Source organism: Metabacillus endolithicus, from assembly GCF_023078335.1.
In the GTDB taxonomy this organism is placed as follows: domain Bacteria; phylum Bacillota; class Bacilli; order Bacillales; family Bacillaceae; genus Metabacillus; species Metabacillus endolithicus.
On the sequence record NZ_CP095550.1, the window covers coordinates 1,837,808 to 1,855,601 of the forward strand.

Annotated in this window: 14 protein-coding genes, 1 tRNA gene and 2 pseudogenes; 6 read left to right on the plus strand and 11 right to left on the minus strand. The window is 38.2% G+C overall.

The window, feature by feature from the left end:
- Positions 1-176 precede the first annotated feature (176 nt).
- The 4 genes and pseudogenes from MVE64_RS09750 to MVE64_RS09765 all read left to right on the plus strand — a co-directional run bounded on the left by MVE64_RS09750 (position 177) and on the right by MVE64_RS09765 (position 4,747).
- Positions 177-881, plus strand: coding sequence for a response regulator transcription factor (locus tag MVE64_RS09750; protein WP_247346004.1), 705 nt, complete (start codon positions 177-179; stop codon positions 879-881).
- Position 882: 1 nt separating this feature from the next.
- Positions 883-1,956 carry a sensor histidine kinase gene (locus MVE64_RS09755; RefSeq protein ID WP_247346006.1) on the plus strand — a complete coding sequence of 358 codons (1,074 nt, stop codon included), beginning with the start codon at positions 883-885 and terminating at the stop codon, positions 1,954-1,956.
- Positions 1,957-2,051: 95 nt separating this feature from the next.
- Positions 2,052-2,832, plus strand: a pseudogene (locus tag MVE64_RS09760) (ABC transporter ATP-binding protein).
- A complete protein-coding gene (locus MVE64_RS09765; protein WP_247346009.1) occupies positions 2,807-4,747 on the plus strand; it encodes an ABC transporter permease in 1,941 nt (646 codons plus the stop codon). The pseudogene MVE64_RS09760 and the gene MVE64_RS09765 overlap by 26 nt, the downstream one beginning before the upstream one ends.
- A gap of 243 nt (positions 4,748-4,990) precedes the next feature.
- Here MVE64_RS09765 and eno read toward each other — a convergent pair.
- The 10 genes and pseudogenes from eno to MVE64_RS09815 all read right to left on the minus strand — a co-directional run bounded on the left by eno (position 4,991) and on the right by MVE64_RS09815 (position 14,835).
- A pseudogene (gene eno / locus MVE64_RS09770) lies at positions 4,991-6,282 on the minus strand (phosphopyruvate hydratase).
- A 39-nt stretch (positions 6,283-6,321) separates the two neighbouring features.
- A complete protein-coding gene (gene gpmI, locus MVE64_RS09775; protein WP_281730471.1) occupies positions 6,322-7,956 on the minus strand; it encodes a 2,3-bisphosphoglycerate-independent phosphoglycerate mutase in 1,635 nt (544 codons plus the stop codon).
- Positions 7,949-8,710, minus strand: coding sequence for a triose-phosphate isomerase (gene tpiA, locus MVE64_RS09780; protein ID WP_247346012.1), 762 nt, complete (start codon positions 8,708-8,710; stop codon positions 7,949-7,951). Before tpiA ends, gpmI begins: the two co-directional genes overlap by 8 nt.
- Positions 8,711-8,796: 86 nt before the next feature.
- Positions 8,797-9,981 carry a phosphoglycerate kinase gene (locus MVE64_RS09785; protein ID WP_247346015.1) on the minus strand — a complete coding sequence of 395 codons (1,185 nt, stop codon included), beginning with the start codon at positions 9,979-9,981 and terminating at the stop codon, positions 8,797-8,799.
- Positions 9,982-10,144: 163 nt separating this feature from the next.
- Positions 10,145-11,152 carry a type I glyceraldehyde-3-phosphate dehydrogenase gene (gene gap, locus MVE64_RS09790; RefSeq protein ID WP_247346017.1) on the minus strand — a complete coding sequence of 336 codons (1,008 nt, stop codon included), beginning with the start codon at positions 11,150-11,152 and terminating at the stop codon, positions 10,145-10,147.
- Positions 11,153-11,413: 261 nt separating this feature from the next.
- On the minus strand, positions 11,414-12,433 hold the full coding sequence (locus MVE64_RS09795) for a sugar-binding transcriptional regulator (RefSeq protein ID WP_247346020.1): 1,020 nt from the start codon (positions 12,431-12,433) through the stop codon (positions 11,414-11,416).
- A 144-nt stretch (positions 12,434-12,577) separates the two neighbouring features.
- Positions 12,578-12,811, minus strand: coding sequence for a glutaredoxin family protein (locus tag MVE64_RS09800; RefSeq protein ID WP_247346023.1), 234 nt, complete (start codon positions 12,809-12,811; stop codon positions 12,578-12,580).
- A 31-nt stretch (positions 12,812-12,842) separates the two neighbouring features.
- A complete protein-coding gene (gene rpoN, locus MVE64_RS09805; RefSeq protein WP_247346026.1) occupies positions 12,843-14,135 on the minus strand; it encodes an RNA polymerase factor sigma-54 in 1,293 nt (430 codons plus the stop codon).
- A 253-nt stretch (positions 14,136-14,388) separates the two neighbouring features.
- On the minus strand, positions 14,389-14,625 hold the full coding sequence (locus MVE64_RS09810; RefSeq protein ID WP_247346028.1) for a hypothetical protein: 237 nt from the start codon (positions 14,623-14,625) through the stop codon (positions 14,389-14,391).
- A 134-nt stretch (positions 14,626-14,759) separates the two neighbouring features.
- Positions 14,760-14,835 (minus strand) — tRNA-Arg (locus MVE64_RS09815).
- 172 nt (positions 14,836-15,007) lie between these two features.
- On the opposite strand from MVE64_RS09815, the gene MVE64_RS09820 reads away from it, so the two are divergent.
- Entirely contained in the window at positions 15,008-15,460 is a 453-nt protein-coding gene (locus MVE64_RS09820; RefSeq protein WP_247346031.1) for a DUF2269 family protein, read from the plus strand.
- 370 nt (positions 15,461-15,830) lie between these two features.
- Positions 15,831-16,424, plus strand: coding sequence for an ATP-dependent Clp endopeptidase proteolytic subunit ClpP (clpP, locus tag MVE64_RS09825; RefSeq protein WP_247346034.1), 594 nt, complete (start codon positions 15,831-15,833; stop codon positions 16,422-16,424).
- A gap of 1,103 nt (positions 16,425-17,527) precedes the next feature.
- On the opposite strand, the gene MVE64_RS09830 is transcribed toward clpP, so the two are convergent.
- A complete protein-coding gene (locus tag MVE64_RS09830; RefSeq protein WP_098797861.1) occupies positions 17,528-17,785 on the minus strand; it encodes an HPr family phosphocarrier protein in 258 nt (85 codons plus the stop codon).
- Between the last annotated feature and the right edge of the window lie 9 nt (positions 17,786-17,794).

The following is a 17,794-nucleotide window of genomic DNA, read 5'->3' on the forward strand; positions in this document are numbered from 1 at the left end:
AAACATTCATCTGTATATGTTTTTTTCTTGTTTGTATTTTGATTTCACTTTTTTATCCGCATTAGAGAATTCCTGTTTCACTAATTGCATTCTCAACCTATCAAAAAATCAATTTTTACATTTGCTATCTATCCAACAAATTCTGGAAGTGCTATTTTAAACATGAGGTGAAAAAATTGTATAAAATTCTACTTATTGAGGATGACAATAAAATTGCAGAAATTTTAGCCAGTCACTTAAAAAAATACGGATATGAAGTCTACTTAATTCAGCATTTTGATGCGATAAAAAAAGAATTTCTCTCTATTGAACCGGATCTTGTTCTCTTAGATATCAACCTTCCCTACTTTGATGGCTTTTATTGGTGTCGACAAATTCGCACAGTTTCTAAGGTTCCTATTATCTTCATTTCAGCAAGAACGGATGATATGAATCAAGTGATGGCCATAGAAAATGGTGGTGACGACTATATCACAAAGCCGTTTCATTTAGACATCGTAGTCGCCAAGCTAAAAAGTGCTATTCGCCGAGCTTATGGAGAATATGCCCTCTCCAGTCATAAAGATTCAGCGATCATTGAACTTGGACAGTTATTCATTTACCCGCAAAAGCTTGAGGTTGAATGGAAAGATACACGTCTCACTCTATCACACAAAGAATTTCAGCTATTATCTCTGTTAATAAATAATCATCATCGAGTTGTATCACGGGATGAGCTTCTTGAGGCATTATGGGATGAGGTTGAATTTGTAGATGATAATACGTTAACAGTTAATGTAAATCGAGTCCGGAAAAAGCTCGCTGATCTAGGGTTGGAGGATGCGATTAAAACAGTACGTGGTCAGGGGTATCGATTACATACATATTGGTTAGGTGACTAACATGTTTTTGACATTCTATTTACGTGAACGAATTCCATATATCCTCAACACCTTGCTGACTATTGGGATTGTAACACTTATTGCGGGTCTTTCCTTGAGAGAACAGCAGAACTCTCTAGATGTTTCAGATATTTTTTATATGATTGTCATTTCACTGTTTTTTCTTTCAATCACGATTATCATTGATTACAGCAGACAACGTGCTTTTTTAAAACGTTTATATACTCAATCTCAAAATACTAGTTTTTCTTATCAGTCTGTGGAAGCTTTGCGTGCAGCCGGACCTGCTAGCATTCAGCAAAAGCTTTGGATCACACTTCTTGAAAATGTTCATGAACAATATATGAACGACCTAGATCGCTATCAGCATGCTCAATCTCAGCACTTTCATTTTACAAATCAGTGGGTGCATCATATGAAAACACCCGTTTCTGTGATTTCTCTTCTTATTCAGGAAGGAAAAAATGAACATTCCCTTTCAAAGGATGTTCTACTAGATATTGAGGAAGAAAATGAACGTTTTCGTCACGGACTTGACATGATGCTTCATGTTGCAAGACTTGACCACTTTTCAGTTGACTTACAAGCGAAAAAGATTGACCTAGTTTCGATGCTCAGACAGGTCATCAACCAAGAAAAACGTCAATTTATAAAAAGAAAGCTATACCCAACACTCATAACCTCACATGATGAGATATTTGTTTATAGTGATGAAAAATGGATTTTTGTTGTTTTTCATCAAATTCTCATAAACGCTTTAAAATATTCTCCACAATATGAAAACAAAACAATTACAATCGAGATTAATAAAGAAGATGACCAATCAATAGTTTCTATTTCTGATGAAGGAATTGGGATACCTGATCATGATCTGAAGCGAATTTTCGACCCGTTTTTCACAGGAGAAAATGGTCGCATTCAAAAAGAGGCAACTGGAATGGGCTTATATTTAGTAAAAGAAATTTGTCAGCATTTAGGACATCAAATTAATGTGACATCATCTGTCGGAAAAGGCACAACCTTCTCCATTCACTTTACAAGCAAAACCTTACATTCAAATATGACAAATTTGTAAGGTTTCTACCTACCTTTGATAGAAAGATCGATGGGAGCCGTTTCTCCTCTTTTCTATAATAAAAGTAAGAAATGGATATGAAGAGGAGGTTTATTATGAACGTTTTAGAAACGAAAAATTTATCAAAAACTTATTACTCCAAGAAGGTACTCACTTGCATATGAAGCTTTAAAAAATATGAACATTACGGTAAAAAAAGGTGAATTTGTAGGGGTTATGGGTCCTTCAGGAAGTGGAAAAACAACACTACTAAACATGCTGGCTACGATTGACAAGCCTACATCAGGAGATCTTTCGATTAACGGAACTACTATTAAATCATTAAAAGATCAAGAATTAGCAGTTTTCCGCAGACGAGAGCTTGGATTTGTTTTTCAAGATTTCAATCTGCTAGATACATTAACAATTAAAGAAAATATTTTATTACCACTTGCTCTCGATAAGGTAAAAGTGAAGGAAATGGAAGATAAAGTCATGAAGTTGGCAACCTCATTACAAATCCAACAAATACTAGATAAGCGAACATTTGAAGTTTCCGGTGGTCAACAGCAAAGAGCAGCCTGTGCTAGAGCGATGATTCATCAGCCTTCCTTAATTCTTGCAGATGAACCAACTGGAAACCTCGATTCAAAATCGGCAAAGCAAGTGATGGATGCTCTTTCATTATTAAATCAAGAACAGCTTGCAACCATTTTGATGGTGACCCATGATCCAACTGCTGCAAGTTTTTGTGAAAGAATAGTGTTTATTAAAGATGGTCAATATTTTTCCGAGTTATATAGAGGATCAAATCGTCAAGCTTTCTACCAAAGTATTATTGACACGCTGAGTGTTCTAGGAGGTGACTTTCATGAACATGGGAGTCATCGCGCGTAAAAATATCCAAGGAAATCTTCAACGGTATCTAGCTTATTTTTTCAGCTGCGTTTTTGCCGTATCAGTTTTCTTTATTTTTGCATCATTTATTTATCACCCTTCTGTTGATGAAGAAAACATGTACGGTGCTTCACTTGTTATTAATGGGTTAACAGCAGCTCAAATTGTCATTATCGTGTTTTCTCTCTTTTTCATTGCTTACTCGAATTCAGCCTTTCTGCAAGCAAGGAAAAAAGAATTTGGTTTACTCTCCTTATTAGGTATGACAAATCGTCAGCTTCAACGAATGATTTACCTAGAGCAAACCATTGTGTCGTTTTTTTCAATTGGTTGTGGAATTCTTTTAGGACTTTTATTTTCAAAACTGTTTTTCATGGTAATGAACACAATTCTTAAAGCATCTACCCCAATTGGTTTTGCGATTGTTCCAAAAGCAATTGTTTTTACTGTGATTGGGTTTATTATTGTCTTTCAATTTCTCACGATTTTCTCGCTATTTCGTTTGAAAAGTAAAGAAATCATTGAACTTTTAAAGGCTTCTAAACAACCAAAGGGTTTCCCAACTTATTCTAAATGGTTAAGTCTGCTTTCGTTTGTTTGTATTGGTGCGTGCTATTACCTGGCTGCGTCAGCAAATTTAATCGATATGATTGCTAGAGTTATACCAATTCTATTACTAGTCCTAGTGGGAACGTACTTCTTTTTCACACAAGGAAGCATCGCCTTATATCGCAAACTTTATCAGCACAAACCAAGCTTTTATAGAGGTACAACCATGATCACCCGCTCAAATGTTCTTTTTAGACTAAAAGATCATGCAAGAATGCTTTTTCTAACATCTATCATTACAGCAGTGATTCTAACAGCTTCTGGAACGGTTTATATGTTTTACGGCGATTTAAAAAAGCAAGGAGTAGACAATATGCCTCAAGCAATTGGTTGGGTTGAGCATGATGCGAGTACATTTAATGTCCTGACAAAAGATGAGGTTGAAAAAGCATTAAAGGATGCTGACTCCAAGATCACGTACTCTATTGATGAAACCGGTATTCCAGTATCCTACATGATCACTAACCTATCAGGAAATCCAGTAAAAACTGACGCCTTGATGATTCCTGAATCACTATACAATAAAATAGCCGAAATAAAAAACATAGAAAAAGTGAATGTAGCAGTTAACAACGCTTTTATTAATTATCCATACAAATCAATCGACTATGATTATTTTGAAGTTGGGGAAAAAGCACCTATTACGATGTCTACGGGGGAAAAACTTACATTTACAATGGATAAACAGCTTGATAATGGAATATTAACACCCGTCGGCGTGGCCACTCACCTGTTCGTCGTTGATGACACAACTTACGAAAAGCATGAGGAAAGTGTCCCTCTTTCCAAACAAGCTAGAGTTGTTGGATATGAATTGAAGGATTGGGAAAACGAGGTAGAGGTCTCTGAAAAAATAGGGTCAATGGTAGACAGTCGCAATGAATACTCCTATCAAGTTCGCGCCCCAGGCTATCAAATCATGAAACAAGCCACAGGTTTAACACTATTTATTGGCCTATTTATTAGTGTCCTATTTTTCGCCGTTCAAGGAAGCATGATGTATTTACGATTATTTACCGAAATTGAAGATACAAGAACTCAACTTTTTGCCCTGAGAAGAATTGGTATGTCTCATAAGGAAATGCGTTCAATAATCGGTAACCAAATATCCTTCTTATTCTTTGTACCTTTTGTGGTCGGAACCATTCATGCTGCTTTTGCTTATATCGCACTTAGTAATATGCTATATTCTAGTCTAGTTGTTCCTTCTTTACTCGTAATCGGAATTTATTTCGTATTTCAGGTAGTCTATTACTTTATTACACGTGCTATATATGAACGAAATGTCCTGAGAGGGATGTTTTAATAGGGTTGAGCCTGTAAAAGAGGAGCTTTTACAGGCTTTTTGGGAGTTTATCTTCGATTAGACAATTTCCAACAAAATTCGCATCAGTTAGCGTTCTGTACAAGGTTTCCACGTGCTGCTATACGATCTCTTATTCCGTACGTGGTCCATCTTCCTGTACAAATTTACCCGCTCAATACAAGGGTTCCCCCACATCCATTAAAAAAGAACTGCCACATCCGCGGCAGTTCTCCTCAACTTAAATTATTTTTTCAAGTTATAGAAAGTTTTAATTCCATCGTATCTTGAAGCGTCTTGTAATTGATCTTCGATACGTAGTAATTGGTTGTATTTCGCAACACGGTCAGTACGTGATGGAGCACCAGTTTTGATTTGACCAGCGTTTGTTGCAACTGCGATGTCAGCAATTGTTGTATCTTCAGTTTCACCAGAACGGTGAGAAATTACTGCTGTGTAACCAGCGCGTTTAGCCATTTCGATTGCTTCAAACGTTTCAGTAAGTGTACCGATTTGGTTAACTTTGATAAGGATTGAGTTACCGATTCCTTTTTCAATACCTTCAGCAAGTTTTTTCGTGTTAGTAACGAATAAATCATCACCAACAAGTTGAACTTTACCGCCAAGGCGTTCAGTTAATAGTTTGTGACCTTCCCAGTCGTTTTCATCTAAACCGTCTTCGATAGAGATGATTGGGTATTTAGAAGCCATTTCTTCGTACCAGTCAACCATTTCAGCAGAAGTTTTTACAACACCTTCTCCTGAAAGATGGTATTTACCGTCTTCTTTGTTGTAGAACTCAGAAGAAGCAGCATCCATAGCAAGCATTACTTGCTCACCTGGTTTGTAACCAGCTTTTTCAATTGCTTCGATAATTGTTTGAAGAGCTTCTTCGTTTGATCCTAAGTTAGGAGCGAATCCACCTTCATCACCTACAGCTGTGTTCAGACCTTTAGCAGAAAGAACTGATTTTAAGCTGTGGAAAATTTCGGCACCCATACGTAATGCTTCACGGAAGTTTTCAGCACCTACGGGCATAACCATGAATTCTTGAATGTCAACGTTGTTATCAGCATGCTCTCCACCGTTAACGATGTTCATCATTGGTACTGGAAGAGTTTTCGCGCTGAATCCGCCAAGGTATTGGTATAAAGGAACTTGTAGGTAATCTGCAGCAGCACGAGCAGCAGCCATAGATACACCAAGGATTGCGTTAGCACCTAATTTACCTTTGTTTTCTGTACCATCAAGCTCGATTAATGCTTGGTCGATAGCGATTTGCTCAGTTACGTCAAAACCAAGTAATTCTGGAGCGATTAATTCGTTTACGTTTTTCACAGCTTGAAGAACACCTTTTCCAAGGTAACGTTCTTTGTCACCGTCACGAAGCTCAACTGCTTCATATTCACCAGTTGAAGCACCCTTGGTACTAATGCGCGTCCCATAGCGCCTGATTCTGTGTGTACTTCTACTTCAATTGTTGGGTTACCACGAGAGTCTAATACTTCACGAGCATATACGTCTACAATGTATGGCATGTTAATTAATCTCCTTTTTATATAAGAATTTTAGTTTTATTAAGCTTCTGCCTTTTCATCAAGCTCATTGTTTTGATGTCGGAGGTCAGAGGCCGGATTTGAGGCAATCGGAGAAACACCGATTGCTTTATTTAAAATTACTTTTTTAATTAGTGTTGTTCCAGTCATTTCAGCAGGCTTATCTACATTAAGTAGATCTAGCATTGTTGGTGCTAGGTCACCTAAAATACCATCTTCACGAAGTGTAACTCCCTCTTGTGTCACAATGACAGGTACAGGGTTTGTTGTGTGAGCTGTCATTGGCTCACCTTCTAATGTTACGACTTCATCTGAGTTACCATGGTCAGCTGTGATGATCGCTTTACCGCCTTTTGCAACAATAGCGTCCACAATTTTCCCTAAGCACTCATCAACTGTTTCGATTGCCTTGATCGTTGGTTCAAGCATTCCGGAGTGCCCAACCATATCAGGGTTTGCGAAGTTTAAAAGGATTGCATCAAATTTGTCAGCTGCGATTTCGCCAAGTAACGCGTCCGTTACTTCGTAGGCGCTCATTTCAGGCTTGAGATCATATGTTGCAACCTTCGGAGAATCAATTAAGATTCTTTCTTCACCAGGAAACTTCTCTTCACGTCCGCCACTCATAAAGAATGTAACGTGAGGATATTTTTCCGTTTCAGCAATACGAAGTTGAGTTAGGTTATTTTGAGATAATACTTCACCGAGCGTATTATCAAGGTTTGTTGGCTTGAATGCCACATATCCGTCAACTGTTTCACTAAAGTGTGTTAAGCACACAAAGTGTAGGTTTTTCGGATGTTTTTCACCACGATCAAATGAACGGAAATCTTCGTTTGTGAACGTGTTTGAAATTTGAATCGCACGGTCAGGGCGGAAATTATAGAAAATCACCGCATCATTGTCTTGAATCGTTGCAACAGGTGAACCGTCTTCTTTTGTCATAACAGAAGGAATCACGAACTCATCAAATATTCCATTGTTATAAGAATCGGCAACAAGCTCATCTGGTGTGCTGTAAGTAGGGCCTTCGCCATATACCATCGCACGATAAGACTTTTCAACACGATCCCAACGCTTATCGCGATCCATTGAGTAGTAACGTCCAGACAATGTCGCAATTTCCCCGACACCGTATTCTTTGATTTTTTCTTGAAGTTCATCCAAGTAAACTTTTGCCGTTTTTGGACCAACGTCACGACCATCTAAGAAGCCATGAATGTACACATTTTTAACGCCTTCATCTGCAGCAAGCTTTAAAAGGGCAAATAAATGTTGAATATGGCTATGAACGCCACCGTCAGATAGCAAACCGAATAAGTGAAGATTTTCACCTGTGTTCTTCACATGATTAATAGCTTCAACAAACGTGTCGTTTTTTGCAAACTCACCTTCGCGAATTGCTACGTTTACACGCGTCAAACTTTGGTACACAATACGACCTGCACCAATATTTAAGTGACCTACTTCAGAGTTCCCCATTTGACCTTCAGGAAGACCTACTGCCTCACCTGAAGCGATTAGTTGAGAATGTGGATATTGATTCCAAAAGCGGTCAAAGTTAGGCTTTTTCGCTTGTGCAACAGCATTACCTTTCATTTCTTGGCGGCAAGCAAATCCGTCAAGAATAATTAGTGCAACTGGTGCTTTACTCATTTTTGCTACCCTCCAAAAGTTGAAGGAAAGATTGAGCTTCTAAACTAGCTCCACCTACTAATGCACCATCAATATCAGATTGTGCCATATATTCTTTTATGTTAGCGGGCTTTACGCTACCGCCGTATTGAATACGAACTGCTTGTGCAACGTCAGAAGAGAATTGCTCTGCAATCACTTGACGAATGTGTGCACATACTTCGTTAGCATCTTCAGCAGAAGAAGATTTTCCTGTTCCGATTGCCCAAATTGGCTCATACGCAACAACAGTTTGTTTTACTTGATCTTCTGATAAACCTTGTAAAGCTTTCTTTACTTGGTCTCCTACTAGATCATTTGTTTTTCCTGCTTCACGCTCTTCTAATGTTTCACCACAGCAAACGATTGGTGTTAAGCCATGCTTAAATGCAGCTAAAGTCTTTTTGTTAACTGTTTCATCAGTCTCAGCGAACATTTCTCTGCGCTCAGAGTGTCCTAGGATTACATAGCTAACACCTAGATCTTTAAGGGCTACTGGGCTAATTTCGCCAGTGAAAGCTCCATTTTCTTCAAAGTGCATATTTTGTGCACCTACTTTTAGGTCACTGCCTTCAGTTGAAGCTACAAGGCTTTCTAAAAATAGAGCTGGAGCACAGACTACTGAGTCAACGTTTTCAGCAGAAGGTACTAGACTTTTCACTTCCTCTACAAAGCTTTTTGCTTCTGAAGAAATTTTGTTCATTTTCCAGTTACCTGCGATAATTGGTTTTCTCATTCTTTACACCGTCCTCTTCCGAGTGCAATTTTTCAGCAGAATAGATGTCGCGACAAATCTACATTTGCGAAAAACGCATTCGATTATTATTTATCGTTTAATGCTACAACACCTGGAAGCTCTTTACCTTCCATGAATTCTAGAGAAGCTCCACCACCAGTAGAAATGTGGCTCATTTTATCAGCCAAATTGAACTTTTCTACAGCGGCAGCTGAATCTCCTCCTCCTATTACGGAATATGTATCATTTGCCTCAGCTAATGCTTCTGCAACTGCTTTTGTACCACCAGCGAATGCTTCTAATTCGAATACACCCATTGGTCCATTCCAGATAACAAGCTTAGAGTTTTTAATAACGTCAGCGTAGATTTCACGAGTTTTTGGACCTGCATCAAGACCTTCCCAATCACTTGGAATGCTATCGATTGATACAATTTGAGTGTTCGCATCGTTTGAGAAATCATCAGCAACAACTACATCTACAGGCATGTAGAAGTTTACGCCTTTTTCTTTTGCTTGATCAAGATATGATTTCGCTAAATCAATTTTGTCTTCTTCAAGCAGTGATTTACCCACATCATGACCTAAAGCTTTGATGAATGTGTAAGCTAATCCGCCACCGATGATTAAGTTGTCAACTTTATTAAGTAAGTTATCAATAACACCGATTTTGTCTTTAACCTTTGCTCCACCGATGATTGCAGTGAATGGGCGCTCTGGATTTGATAAAGCTTTACCAAGAACTTCAAGCTCTTTTTCCATTAAGAATCCTGCTACTGCTGGAATATGTTTTGCAATTCCTTCAGTTGAAGCATGTGCACGGTGTGCAGCTCCGAATGCATCATTTACATAAACATCAGCTAGTTCAGCAAAAGCTTTCGCTAATTCTGGATCGTTTTTCTCTTCACCAGGGTAGAAACGAACGTTTTCTAGTAAAAGAAGTCCGCCTTCTTCTAATTTTGCAATTTCAGCTTTTACAGATTCACCATACGCTTCATCTGTTTTCACAACATTTTTACCAGAAAGCTCTTGTAGTTTTTCAGCTACTGCATTTAAACGTAGCTCTTCAACTACTTCACCTTTTGGACGACCTAAGTGGCTTGCTAAAACAACTTTAGCACCTTGTTCACTTAAATATTGAATTGTTGGTAATGCTGCACGAATACGAGTTTCGTCTGTTACTTGTCCATCCTTCATCGGTACGTTGAAATCAACGCGACAAAAGACGACTTTTCCTTTTACATCAATGTCTTTAACTGACTTTTTGTTCATGGAAAGTCCTCCTCTAAACTTGTGTTTTGCCTCAAGCCTGTTCAGAAGCGATTACTTTTTATAAATAATCACCCGAAATAACAATATCATATAAAAAGAGGAAAGGGGATATTCCCCTTTCCCCATTTGAGTAGAGCTATAAAGTTTCGTTAACTTTTAAGAATTAAAGACCTTTAGAAGCAAGGTAGTCAGCAAGGTCAACTACGCGGTTAGAGTAACCACTTTCGTTGTCATACCAAGAGATAACTTTAACCATGCTACCTTCCATTACCATTGTAGATAATGCATCGATAGTAGAAGAGTTTGCGTTACCATTGTAGTCACCAGACACTAATGGCTCTTCGCTGTATCCAAGGATACCTTTTAAATCACCTTCAGCAGCTTCTTTAAGTGCTGCGTTTACTTCGTCAACAGTTACTTCTTTATCTAACTCAGCAACTAAGTCAACTAAAGAAACGTTTGGAGTTGGAACACGCATAGCTCCACCGTTTAATTTACCTTTTAGTTCAGGTAATACTAGAGAAACAGCTTTTGCAGCCCCAGTTGTAGTTGGGATGATGTTTTCAGCTGCCGCACGAGCACGACGGTAGTCTTTGTGTGGTAAGTCTAAGATTTGTTGGTCATTTGTGTATGAGTGAACAGTTGTCATCATTCCACGCTTGATACCGAATTTATCATTTAATACTTTAGCAAATGGCGCTAAGCAGTTAGTAGTACAAGAAGCGTTAGAGATTACATCGTGGCTAGCTGCATCGTATTTGTCTTCGTTAACACCCATAACGATTGTGATATCTTCATCGCTAGCTGGAGCAGAGATGATTACTTTTTTAGCTCCTGCTTCTAAGTGTTTCGCAGCGTCAGCACGTTTTGTGAAGAAACCAGTAGATTCAACAACGATTTCAACACCTTGAGTTCCCCAAGATAATTTCGCTGGGTCACGCTCAGCAGATACTTGGATTGTTTTACCGTCAACAACTAGGTTGTTACCGTCAACTGATACTTCAGCGTCTAATTTTCCGTGTACAGAATCATATTTTAAAAGATGAGCTAACATGTTAGCATCTGTTAAATCGTTAACTGCTACAACGTCAACGTTAGGATTTTTTAAAGCTGCACGGAATACATTACGACCAATACGACCAAAACCATTAATACCGATTTTTACTGCCATGATAAATTTCCTCCTTTAATTTTGTTCAGGTTATGTACCTTGAACACTTACATTAAGTTTGTTTCACCTTAATTAACACTTATAGAGTATAAAATTTTTATACCTAGTGTATGTATAGCTCCCAGCGCCTAACCCTTTGAGGTCATAAGCCGCAAGTGAATAAAAGAAAGTTAACGTCTTCCATTCACTTGCGTCTTATGCTTGCCGGCTGTGCAAGGCGCTTGCGCTTTTCTTAAGAGAAACATATATAATCAGGGATATTTAGTCCCTTATTAACTCGTTTGCTGCCCCTTCATCTGTGATAAGGACAGAGTCTAAACCTTGTTTCATATAGGCCTTTATCGCCTTCGCTTTTGATGCACCACCTGCTACCGCAATAACATTAGGTACTTCATCAATATCATCGAGCTGAATTCCCACGGTTTGAACTTTATGGACAATTTCACCCTCTTGGTCGAAATAGTAGCCAAATGCCTCTGCAACAGCATTTCCTTGCTCAATTTTCAGGAAATCTTTCTCCGGAGTTTTCCGGCGCTCCGCCATTGTTTTAGCGTCTCCTATTCCATGGATGACCATACTTGAGGATTTCAAAATCGCTAAAAGCTCTTTTATAGAGGGCTCCTCAATGATTGATTGATATGCTTCTTTACTTAGTTGATCTGGTACATGCAACAGTCGATAATTTCCGCTTGCACGCTCTGCCATTTTTGCACAGATTGTGTTTGCTTGATTTTCCACTGTTTCACCAAGTCCTCCACGTGCTGGGACAAATAACATTTCACGGTTTTTACTATCAGGTGTCATCATTTCTGCTACCGATGCGAGCGTTGTCCCACCAGTAACGGCGACGATATTTTTACCATTTAACCGTTCTTTTATACATGTAACACATGCTCTTCCCATTTCTTTTTTTACCCATGGAGATTGATCACTATCACCCGAAATTACGATGACTCTGTTTAATTGGAACTTCTCCTTTAATGTATTTTCCAAAGAAGATAATCCTAAAACATCTTTCATCATTTCTTCGAGATTAATAAGTAAAGAGGTGCCATCGTTCGTTAACGTCATACCTGATGTATGAATCTCAATCAAATTCTGATCTTTTAAGAACTGAACTTCATTCCTAAGAATTCGTTCACTCAGGCCAAGACTAGTAGAGAGACTTCTGCGTCCAATCGGCTGCATTAATCGTATGTATTGAAGAATTTGATAGCGTTTTTGCATAACCGTTAGCAGGTCAGGCAATAATTTTCTTTGTACTTCTATAAGTGATTTCATTTGCTATCCCTTTCTGAGTCGATATGGACCTGTTTCGTCCCGCTATGACTTATTATGTCCCACCCACTCAAAAAAAAATCTCCCTGCTACAAGTTTTATTTTAACAGGGTAAATTTGCATATTCAAGAAATGTTTGTTGACTTTTTAAAGTAAGCGGTTTCTTATGGAATTCTTATCCAAAACACCATAAGAAATAACCTCATTGTCTATTTCCACCACTGGAATCATGATTTGGAACTTTTCCAGCAGCACATCATCTTTGTAAATATCCACCACTTCATAGTGAAAATCCAGTTCATTTTTAAGCTCATGAATGATTGCTATCCCTTTTTCGCATAAGGAACAGTTCTCTTTTGAATAAAAGGTAATTTTCTTCATCTTGTGCTGCACTTCCGTTTCGATATTGGTATTAATACTCTTTTCTTATTGCTGATGTTGGAATATTTAATTGCTCTCTATATTTTGTTACGGTTCTTCTGGAAATACCAATATCATACAAGGTTTTTAACTCATTGGCTATTTTTTGGTCTGAAAGAGGTTTTTTCTTATTCTCTGAATCTATTAATTTTTTCAGCTTCATTTTCACTGATGCTGAGGAGATCTCTCCATTATCTTCTGCTACCTTATTCGTAAAAAAAGTTTTCATCATCACTAAGCCATGTGGTGTTTGAATAAACTTATCCTTCACGGTTCGGCTAACTGTTGATTCATGAATATTTAAAATATCAGCAACTTCCTTTAATGTTAAAGGTCTTAAATGACTTTTCCCATGAATAAAAAAATCTTGCTGTTTTTGTATAATTACTTTCATTACATTAATCATCGTTTCTTTACGCTGCTCAATCGCTCTTTGCAACCATTTTCCTTGTGTTAGTTTTTTAGAATAATAACTTTGTGCTTCTTCATCCAATGAAAAAGGGCCACTACATTCAATTGGCTCGCTTATAAGTAACTGTGGAATTAATTCATCATTATAAAGGATCCGCCAATCTCCATTTATTTGCTTAATTGTCATATCGGGCTTTACATATGTGCAGTCATCTGCCTCATACTTTAAGCCTGGACGCGGTTCTAACTGTTTAACAAGATCATGTATTTCTTGTATTTCACCAATCTTCACATTCAATTTTTTCGATAATTCCTTCCATGACTTTTCAGCAAATGGGCGAAAGTGCTCAGAGATCATGATTTCTGCTAATTCATTCCGAATAGGAAGACGCCTTAATTGTAATAAAATACATTCTTGTAGTGACCGGGCACCAATACCTGCAGGCTCCAGGCTTTGTAAGAAATATAGTTTACTTTCCAACAACTCCTCACTAACACCCAAAACACTAGCCAAATCTGTTAGGGAGTCCTTTACATATCCATTTGAATCAATTGCCTGAATTAGCAGTTCAAGACAAGCCCGATCGTTTTTATTCAAAGAAAAATCGATGAGCTGTTGACGCAAATGCTCACGTAAACCTGTTTTCTCTCTTAAAGTATTCTCTATAAAGGATTGTTTTGTAGATGATGATGGTTTCTGACGAAATGGAGAATAATCATTTTCTCTTACTTCAATAAGTGGATTTTCCATTGTTAGTTCTTGCACATATGAAAGAAGATCATCTGAGGAATACTGCAATAACGAAATGGCTTGCTGCAATTCTTGCGTCATATTCAGTTTTAATGTTTGTTGTTGCACTAACTCTATTCTCATTAAAAATCCCCCTAACACATTCTACACTATGCTTTTACGAGTAAGCGCTTACAGTTTATTTTACTAATATTCTAGTCTTTATATCAAGTACTTTTATGAAACTGGATAGAAAAACGATTCCTCAAAGCATAATGTTGGTCTTTACATAGTATGTCGGGATCATAAAAACATACGTTGTTTTGTCAGGTTTGGTGCTTCAGATAAAAAAACTCCAAACCTGACAACTTCTAGCGATCTATAATTGGAAAAGCGATTATTCTAATGAACTTCTGATATTCTCAAAGTAGTGAATACCTTTATCGGATACCTCAGCATTTACCACGTGCCCTAGGTTTGTACGCTGTATTAAACCTTCATCATACATCTCTTCACATATGTGTTCAAAGTCTTCTGAAGATAAGCTACACTCTTCGGCAGTAGGAATATTACCGTTTAAAAGAGAAGATAAGATGGCAGCTTTTCCGTTAATTACATATAGGTCATCGTACATACTCACACCTCCTCGACTACATTATCAGTCAGTGGTGGAAACGATATACATGCTTGTAAAAATTTAAATTGTATAGTTGGCATACAGTAAGAAGCCTCCTGAAATATCTTATTCAGGAGGCTTCTTTCATGTGACGCGCTCGAAGGGATTCGAACCCCCGACAGACGTGGTACCGGAAACCACCGCTCTATCCAACTGAGCTACGAGCGCACAATATTATATCAGTATGGAAAATTATACGGGAACTTCACAACAATTTCAACTGCCTTTTTCTGTGATCGTTTCCAGCTAAATGAAGAAAAATCAATTTTCGAAATATTGTTCTAATTTTATACAATTCAGGCATAATTTAGGGTTGTAGTAAAAAAGGAGGAGAAAAATCATGACTTTTTACACAATTTTGTTAATTATCCATCTTGTTGCGGCTGTTGTTGGGCTTGGGGCCACATTTGGAATGCCAGTATTAATGAGTAATGTAAAGACTGTATCACAAGCTCAGTTTGCTCATAAGGTGTCTAAAGGCATTGAAAAGTTCGCAAAAGTGGGAAGCATCACATTATTACTTACAGGCATTATTATGGCTATTATCAATCCTTATCTTTTTAAAGAAGTTTGGTACATTGCTTCCCTTGTGATTTACGTAGCTGTTCAACCAATCACGGCAGGAATTCTCCCTAAAAAAGAAAAGCTGCAGTTAAAGTCACTTGAAAGCCATGAAGGAGAAGAGTTACCAGAAGAGTATAAAAAGCTGGCAAAACAGGTGATCCCGTTTAATAATGTTTTACATGCATCTGCAGTTATTTTAATTGTTTTAATGACTGTAAAACCATTTTAATGTTTTTTGAGATCGGGCAGGCTTTTTGGGTCTGCCTTTTTCATATTTCTGTTCATTTTCTCTTGTAGGAGGTATTTCAAGTAGTGAAAAAAGGATTCTAACAGTTTGAAAATTAGCAAATGTGGGAAACATGATTACATGTTATGGTTATCGCATACATAGTATAGTATAGACACCACTGATGGCACTTTAAAAATTCATCGTAAAGCATCGGTCTTTTCGTTTGACCTTTATTGACCATAGTTGTATGATGGAGATACATAAGATTTACCTTTGAAACATGTTTATGTTTACCGTTCTAAAAGTTTACATATTACACTTTTACCTTTTAGAACAACGAATCTTTCTTAAAATAAAGGAGGAATATGAAATGAATTTAATCCCTACAGTTATTGAACAAACAAACCGTGGTGAGCGTGCTTATGACATTTACTCCCGTCTTTTAAAAGACCGTATCATTATGCTTGGAAGCGGCATCGACGATAATGTGGCAAATTCAATTGTATCACAGCTACTATTTTTAGAAGCTGAAGATCCAGAAAAAGATATCTCAATTTACATCAACAGCCCTGGTGGATCCATCACAGCAGGTATGGCAATCTACGATACAATGCAATTCATTAAACCACAAGTATCAACAATTTGTATTGGTATGGCTGCTTCAATGGGTGCATTCTTACTTGCAGCTGGTGAAAAAGGTAAACGTTATGCTCTTCCAAACAGTGAAGTAATGATTCACCAACCACTTGGTGGCGCACAAGGTCAAGCAACGGAAATCGAAATTGCTGCAAAACGTATTTTATTCTTACGTGACAAATTAAACAGAATTCTTTCTGATCGTACAGGTCAAGATCTAGAGGTTATCGAACGAGATACAGAGCGTGACAACTTCATGACTGCTGAGCGTGCGTTAGAATATGGTTTAATTGACAAGGTGTTAGATCGTAATACGTTAAGTAAATAAGATTTAGATGAAGTAGGTCCCAATCGAATTGATAGTGATTGGGGCTTTTTTGTTTTAGATTGAGGTCATATAAGCACTGGGTCACGGAGGTAGGAGATGGAGCTTATGTCTTATGTGATCAGTCGCGCTTTTTTGTAATTGAGTCACATCTTCTCTTTCCTGGTTTAGTCTTGTCCTGATTCTCGTACTATCGAGACATAAGTACTCTTTCCTACCCTTGGTTTGTCCCGATTGTCACACTAATGAGACACAAGGGCTCTTTCCTCACCTTTGTTTGTCCCGATTCTCGCACTATCGAGACACAAGGGCTCTTTCCTCACCTTTGTTTGTCCCGATTCCCGCACTATCGAGACACTTCTTCTCTTTCCTCCACGATTTGTGTCCCGATTCCATCACTATCGAGACACACCCTCTCTTCTCTCTCCCATTTGTGTCCCGATTCCCGCACTATCGAGACATATCCTCTCTTCCCTATCCTATTTGTGTCCCGATTCTCTCACTATCGAGACACATCTTCTCTTCCCTATCCTATTTGTGTCCCGATTCCCGCACTATCGAGACACATCTTCTCTTTCCTCCCCGATTTGTGTCCCGATTCCCGCACTATCGAGACATATCTTCTCTTCCCTATCCTATTTGTGTCCCGATTCTCTCACTATCGAGACACATCTTCTCTTTCCTCCCCGATTTGTGTCCCGATTCCCACACTATCGAGACACATCTTCTCTTTCCTCCCCTATTTGTGTCCCGATTCCCGCACTATCGAGACATATCTTCTCCTCCCTATCCTATTTGTGTCCCGATTCTCTCACTATCGAGACACACCCTCTCTTCTCTCTCCCATTTGTGTCCCGATTCCCGCACTATCGAGACACACCCTCTCTTCTCTCTCCCATTTGTGTCCCGATTCCCACACTATCGAGACACACCTTCTCTTCCCTCCACGATTTGTGTCCCGATTCCCGCACTATCGAGACACTTCTTCCCTTTCCTCCCCTATGATTGTCCCGATTCTCACACTATCGAGACAGAACTCCCACCACTTCCCCCAAAAACATAAAAAAAAGCAGACATTCTAATCAATGCCTGCTTCTTCTTATGAATTATCCTTCTTGTTGTACAAACTTGGCTAAAGCTTCAACAGCCTCTTGCTCGTCGTTCCCCTCTGCAATTAAATTAATAACTGCACCAGTGCTAACTGCTAAGCTCATGAGTCCCATAATACTTTTTGCGTTTACTTTTTTACCGTCTTTTTCTAAAAATACATCAGATGCAAAACGATTTGCTTCTTGAACAAATAATGCAGCTGGACGTGCTTGTAAACCTGTTTTAAGATTTACTTCTACTTGCTTTTCAACCATAATAATCTC

Excerpts from the sequence above, each read along its gene's own strand:
- clpP (WP_247346034.1), top strand. The coding sequence starts at position 15,831 with ATGAATTTAATCCCTACAGTTATTGAACAAACAAACCGTGGTGAGCGT.
- MVE64_RS09820 (WP_247346031.1), top strand. The coding sequence starts at position 15,008 with ATGACTTTTTACACAATTTTGTTAATTATCCATCTTGTTGCGGCTGTT.
- tpiA (WP_247346012.1), bottom strand. The coding sequence starts at position 8,710 with ATGAGAAAACCAATTATCGCAGGTAACTGGAAAATGAACAAAATTTCT.
- gap (WP_247346017.1), bottom strand. The coding sequence starts at position 11,152 with ATGGCAGTAAAAATCGGTATTAATGGTTTTGGTCGTATTGGTCGTAAT.
- MVE64_RS09800 (WP_247346023.1), bottom strand. The coding sequence starts at position 12,811 with ATGAAGAAAATTACCTTTTATTCAAAAGAGAACTGTTCCTTATGCGAA.
- MVE64_RS09765 (WP_247346009.1), top strand. The coding sequence starts at position 2,807 with ATGAACATGGGAGTCATCGCGCGTAAAAATATCCAAGGAAATCTTCAA.
- MVE64_RS09795 (WP_247346020.1), bottom strand. The coding sequence starts at position 12,433 with ATGAAATCACTTATAGAAGTACAAAGAAAATTATTGCCTGACCTGCTA.
- MVE64_RS09755 (WP_247346006.1), top strand. The coding sequence starts at position 883 with ATGTTTTTGACATTCTATTTACGTGAACGAATTCCATATATCCTCAAC.
- rpoN (WP_247346026.1), bottom strand. The coding sequence starts at position 14,135 with ATGAGAATAGAGTTAGTGCAACAACAAACATTAAAACTGAATATGACG.
- MVE64_RS09810 (WP_247346028.1), bottom strand. The coding sequence starts at position 14,625 with ATGTACGATGACCTATATGTAATTAACGGAAAAGCTGCCATCTTATCT.
- gpmI (WP_281730471.1), bottom strand. The coding sequence starts at position 7,956 with ATGAGTAAAGCACCAGTTGCACTAATTATTCTTGACGGATTTGCTTGC.
- MVE64_RS09785 (WP_247346015.1), bottom strand. The coding sequence starts at position 9,981 with ATGAACAAAAAGTCAGTTAAAGACATTGATGTAAAAGGAAAAGTCGTC.
- MVE64_RS09830 (WP_098797861.1), bottom strand. The coding sequence starts at position 17,785 with ATGGTTGAAAAGCAAGTAGAAGTAAATCTTAAAACAGGTTTACAAGCA.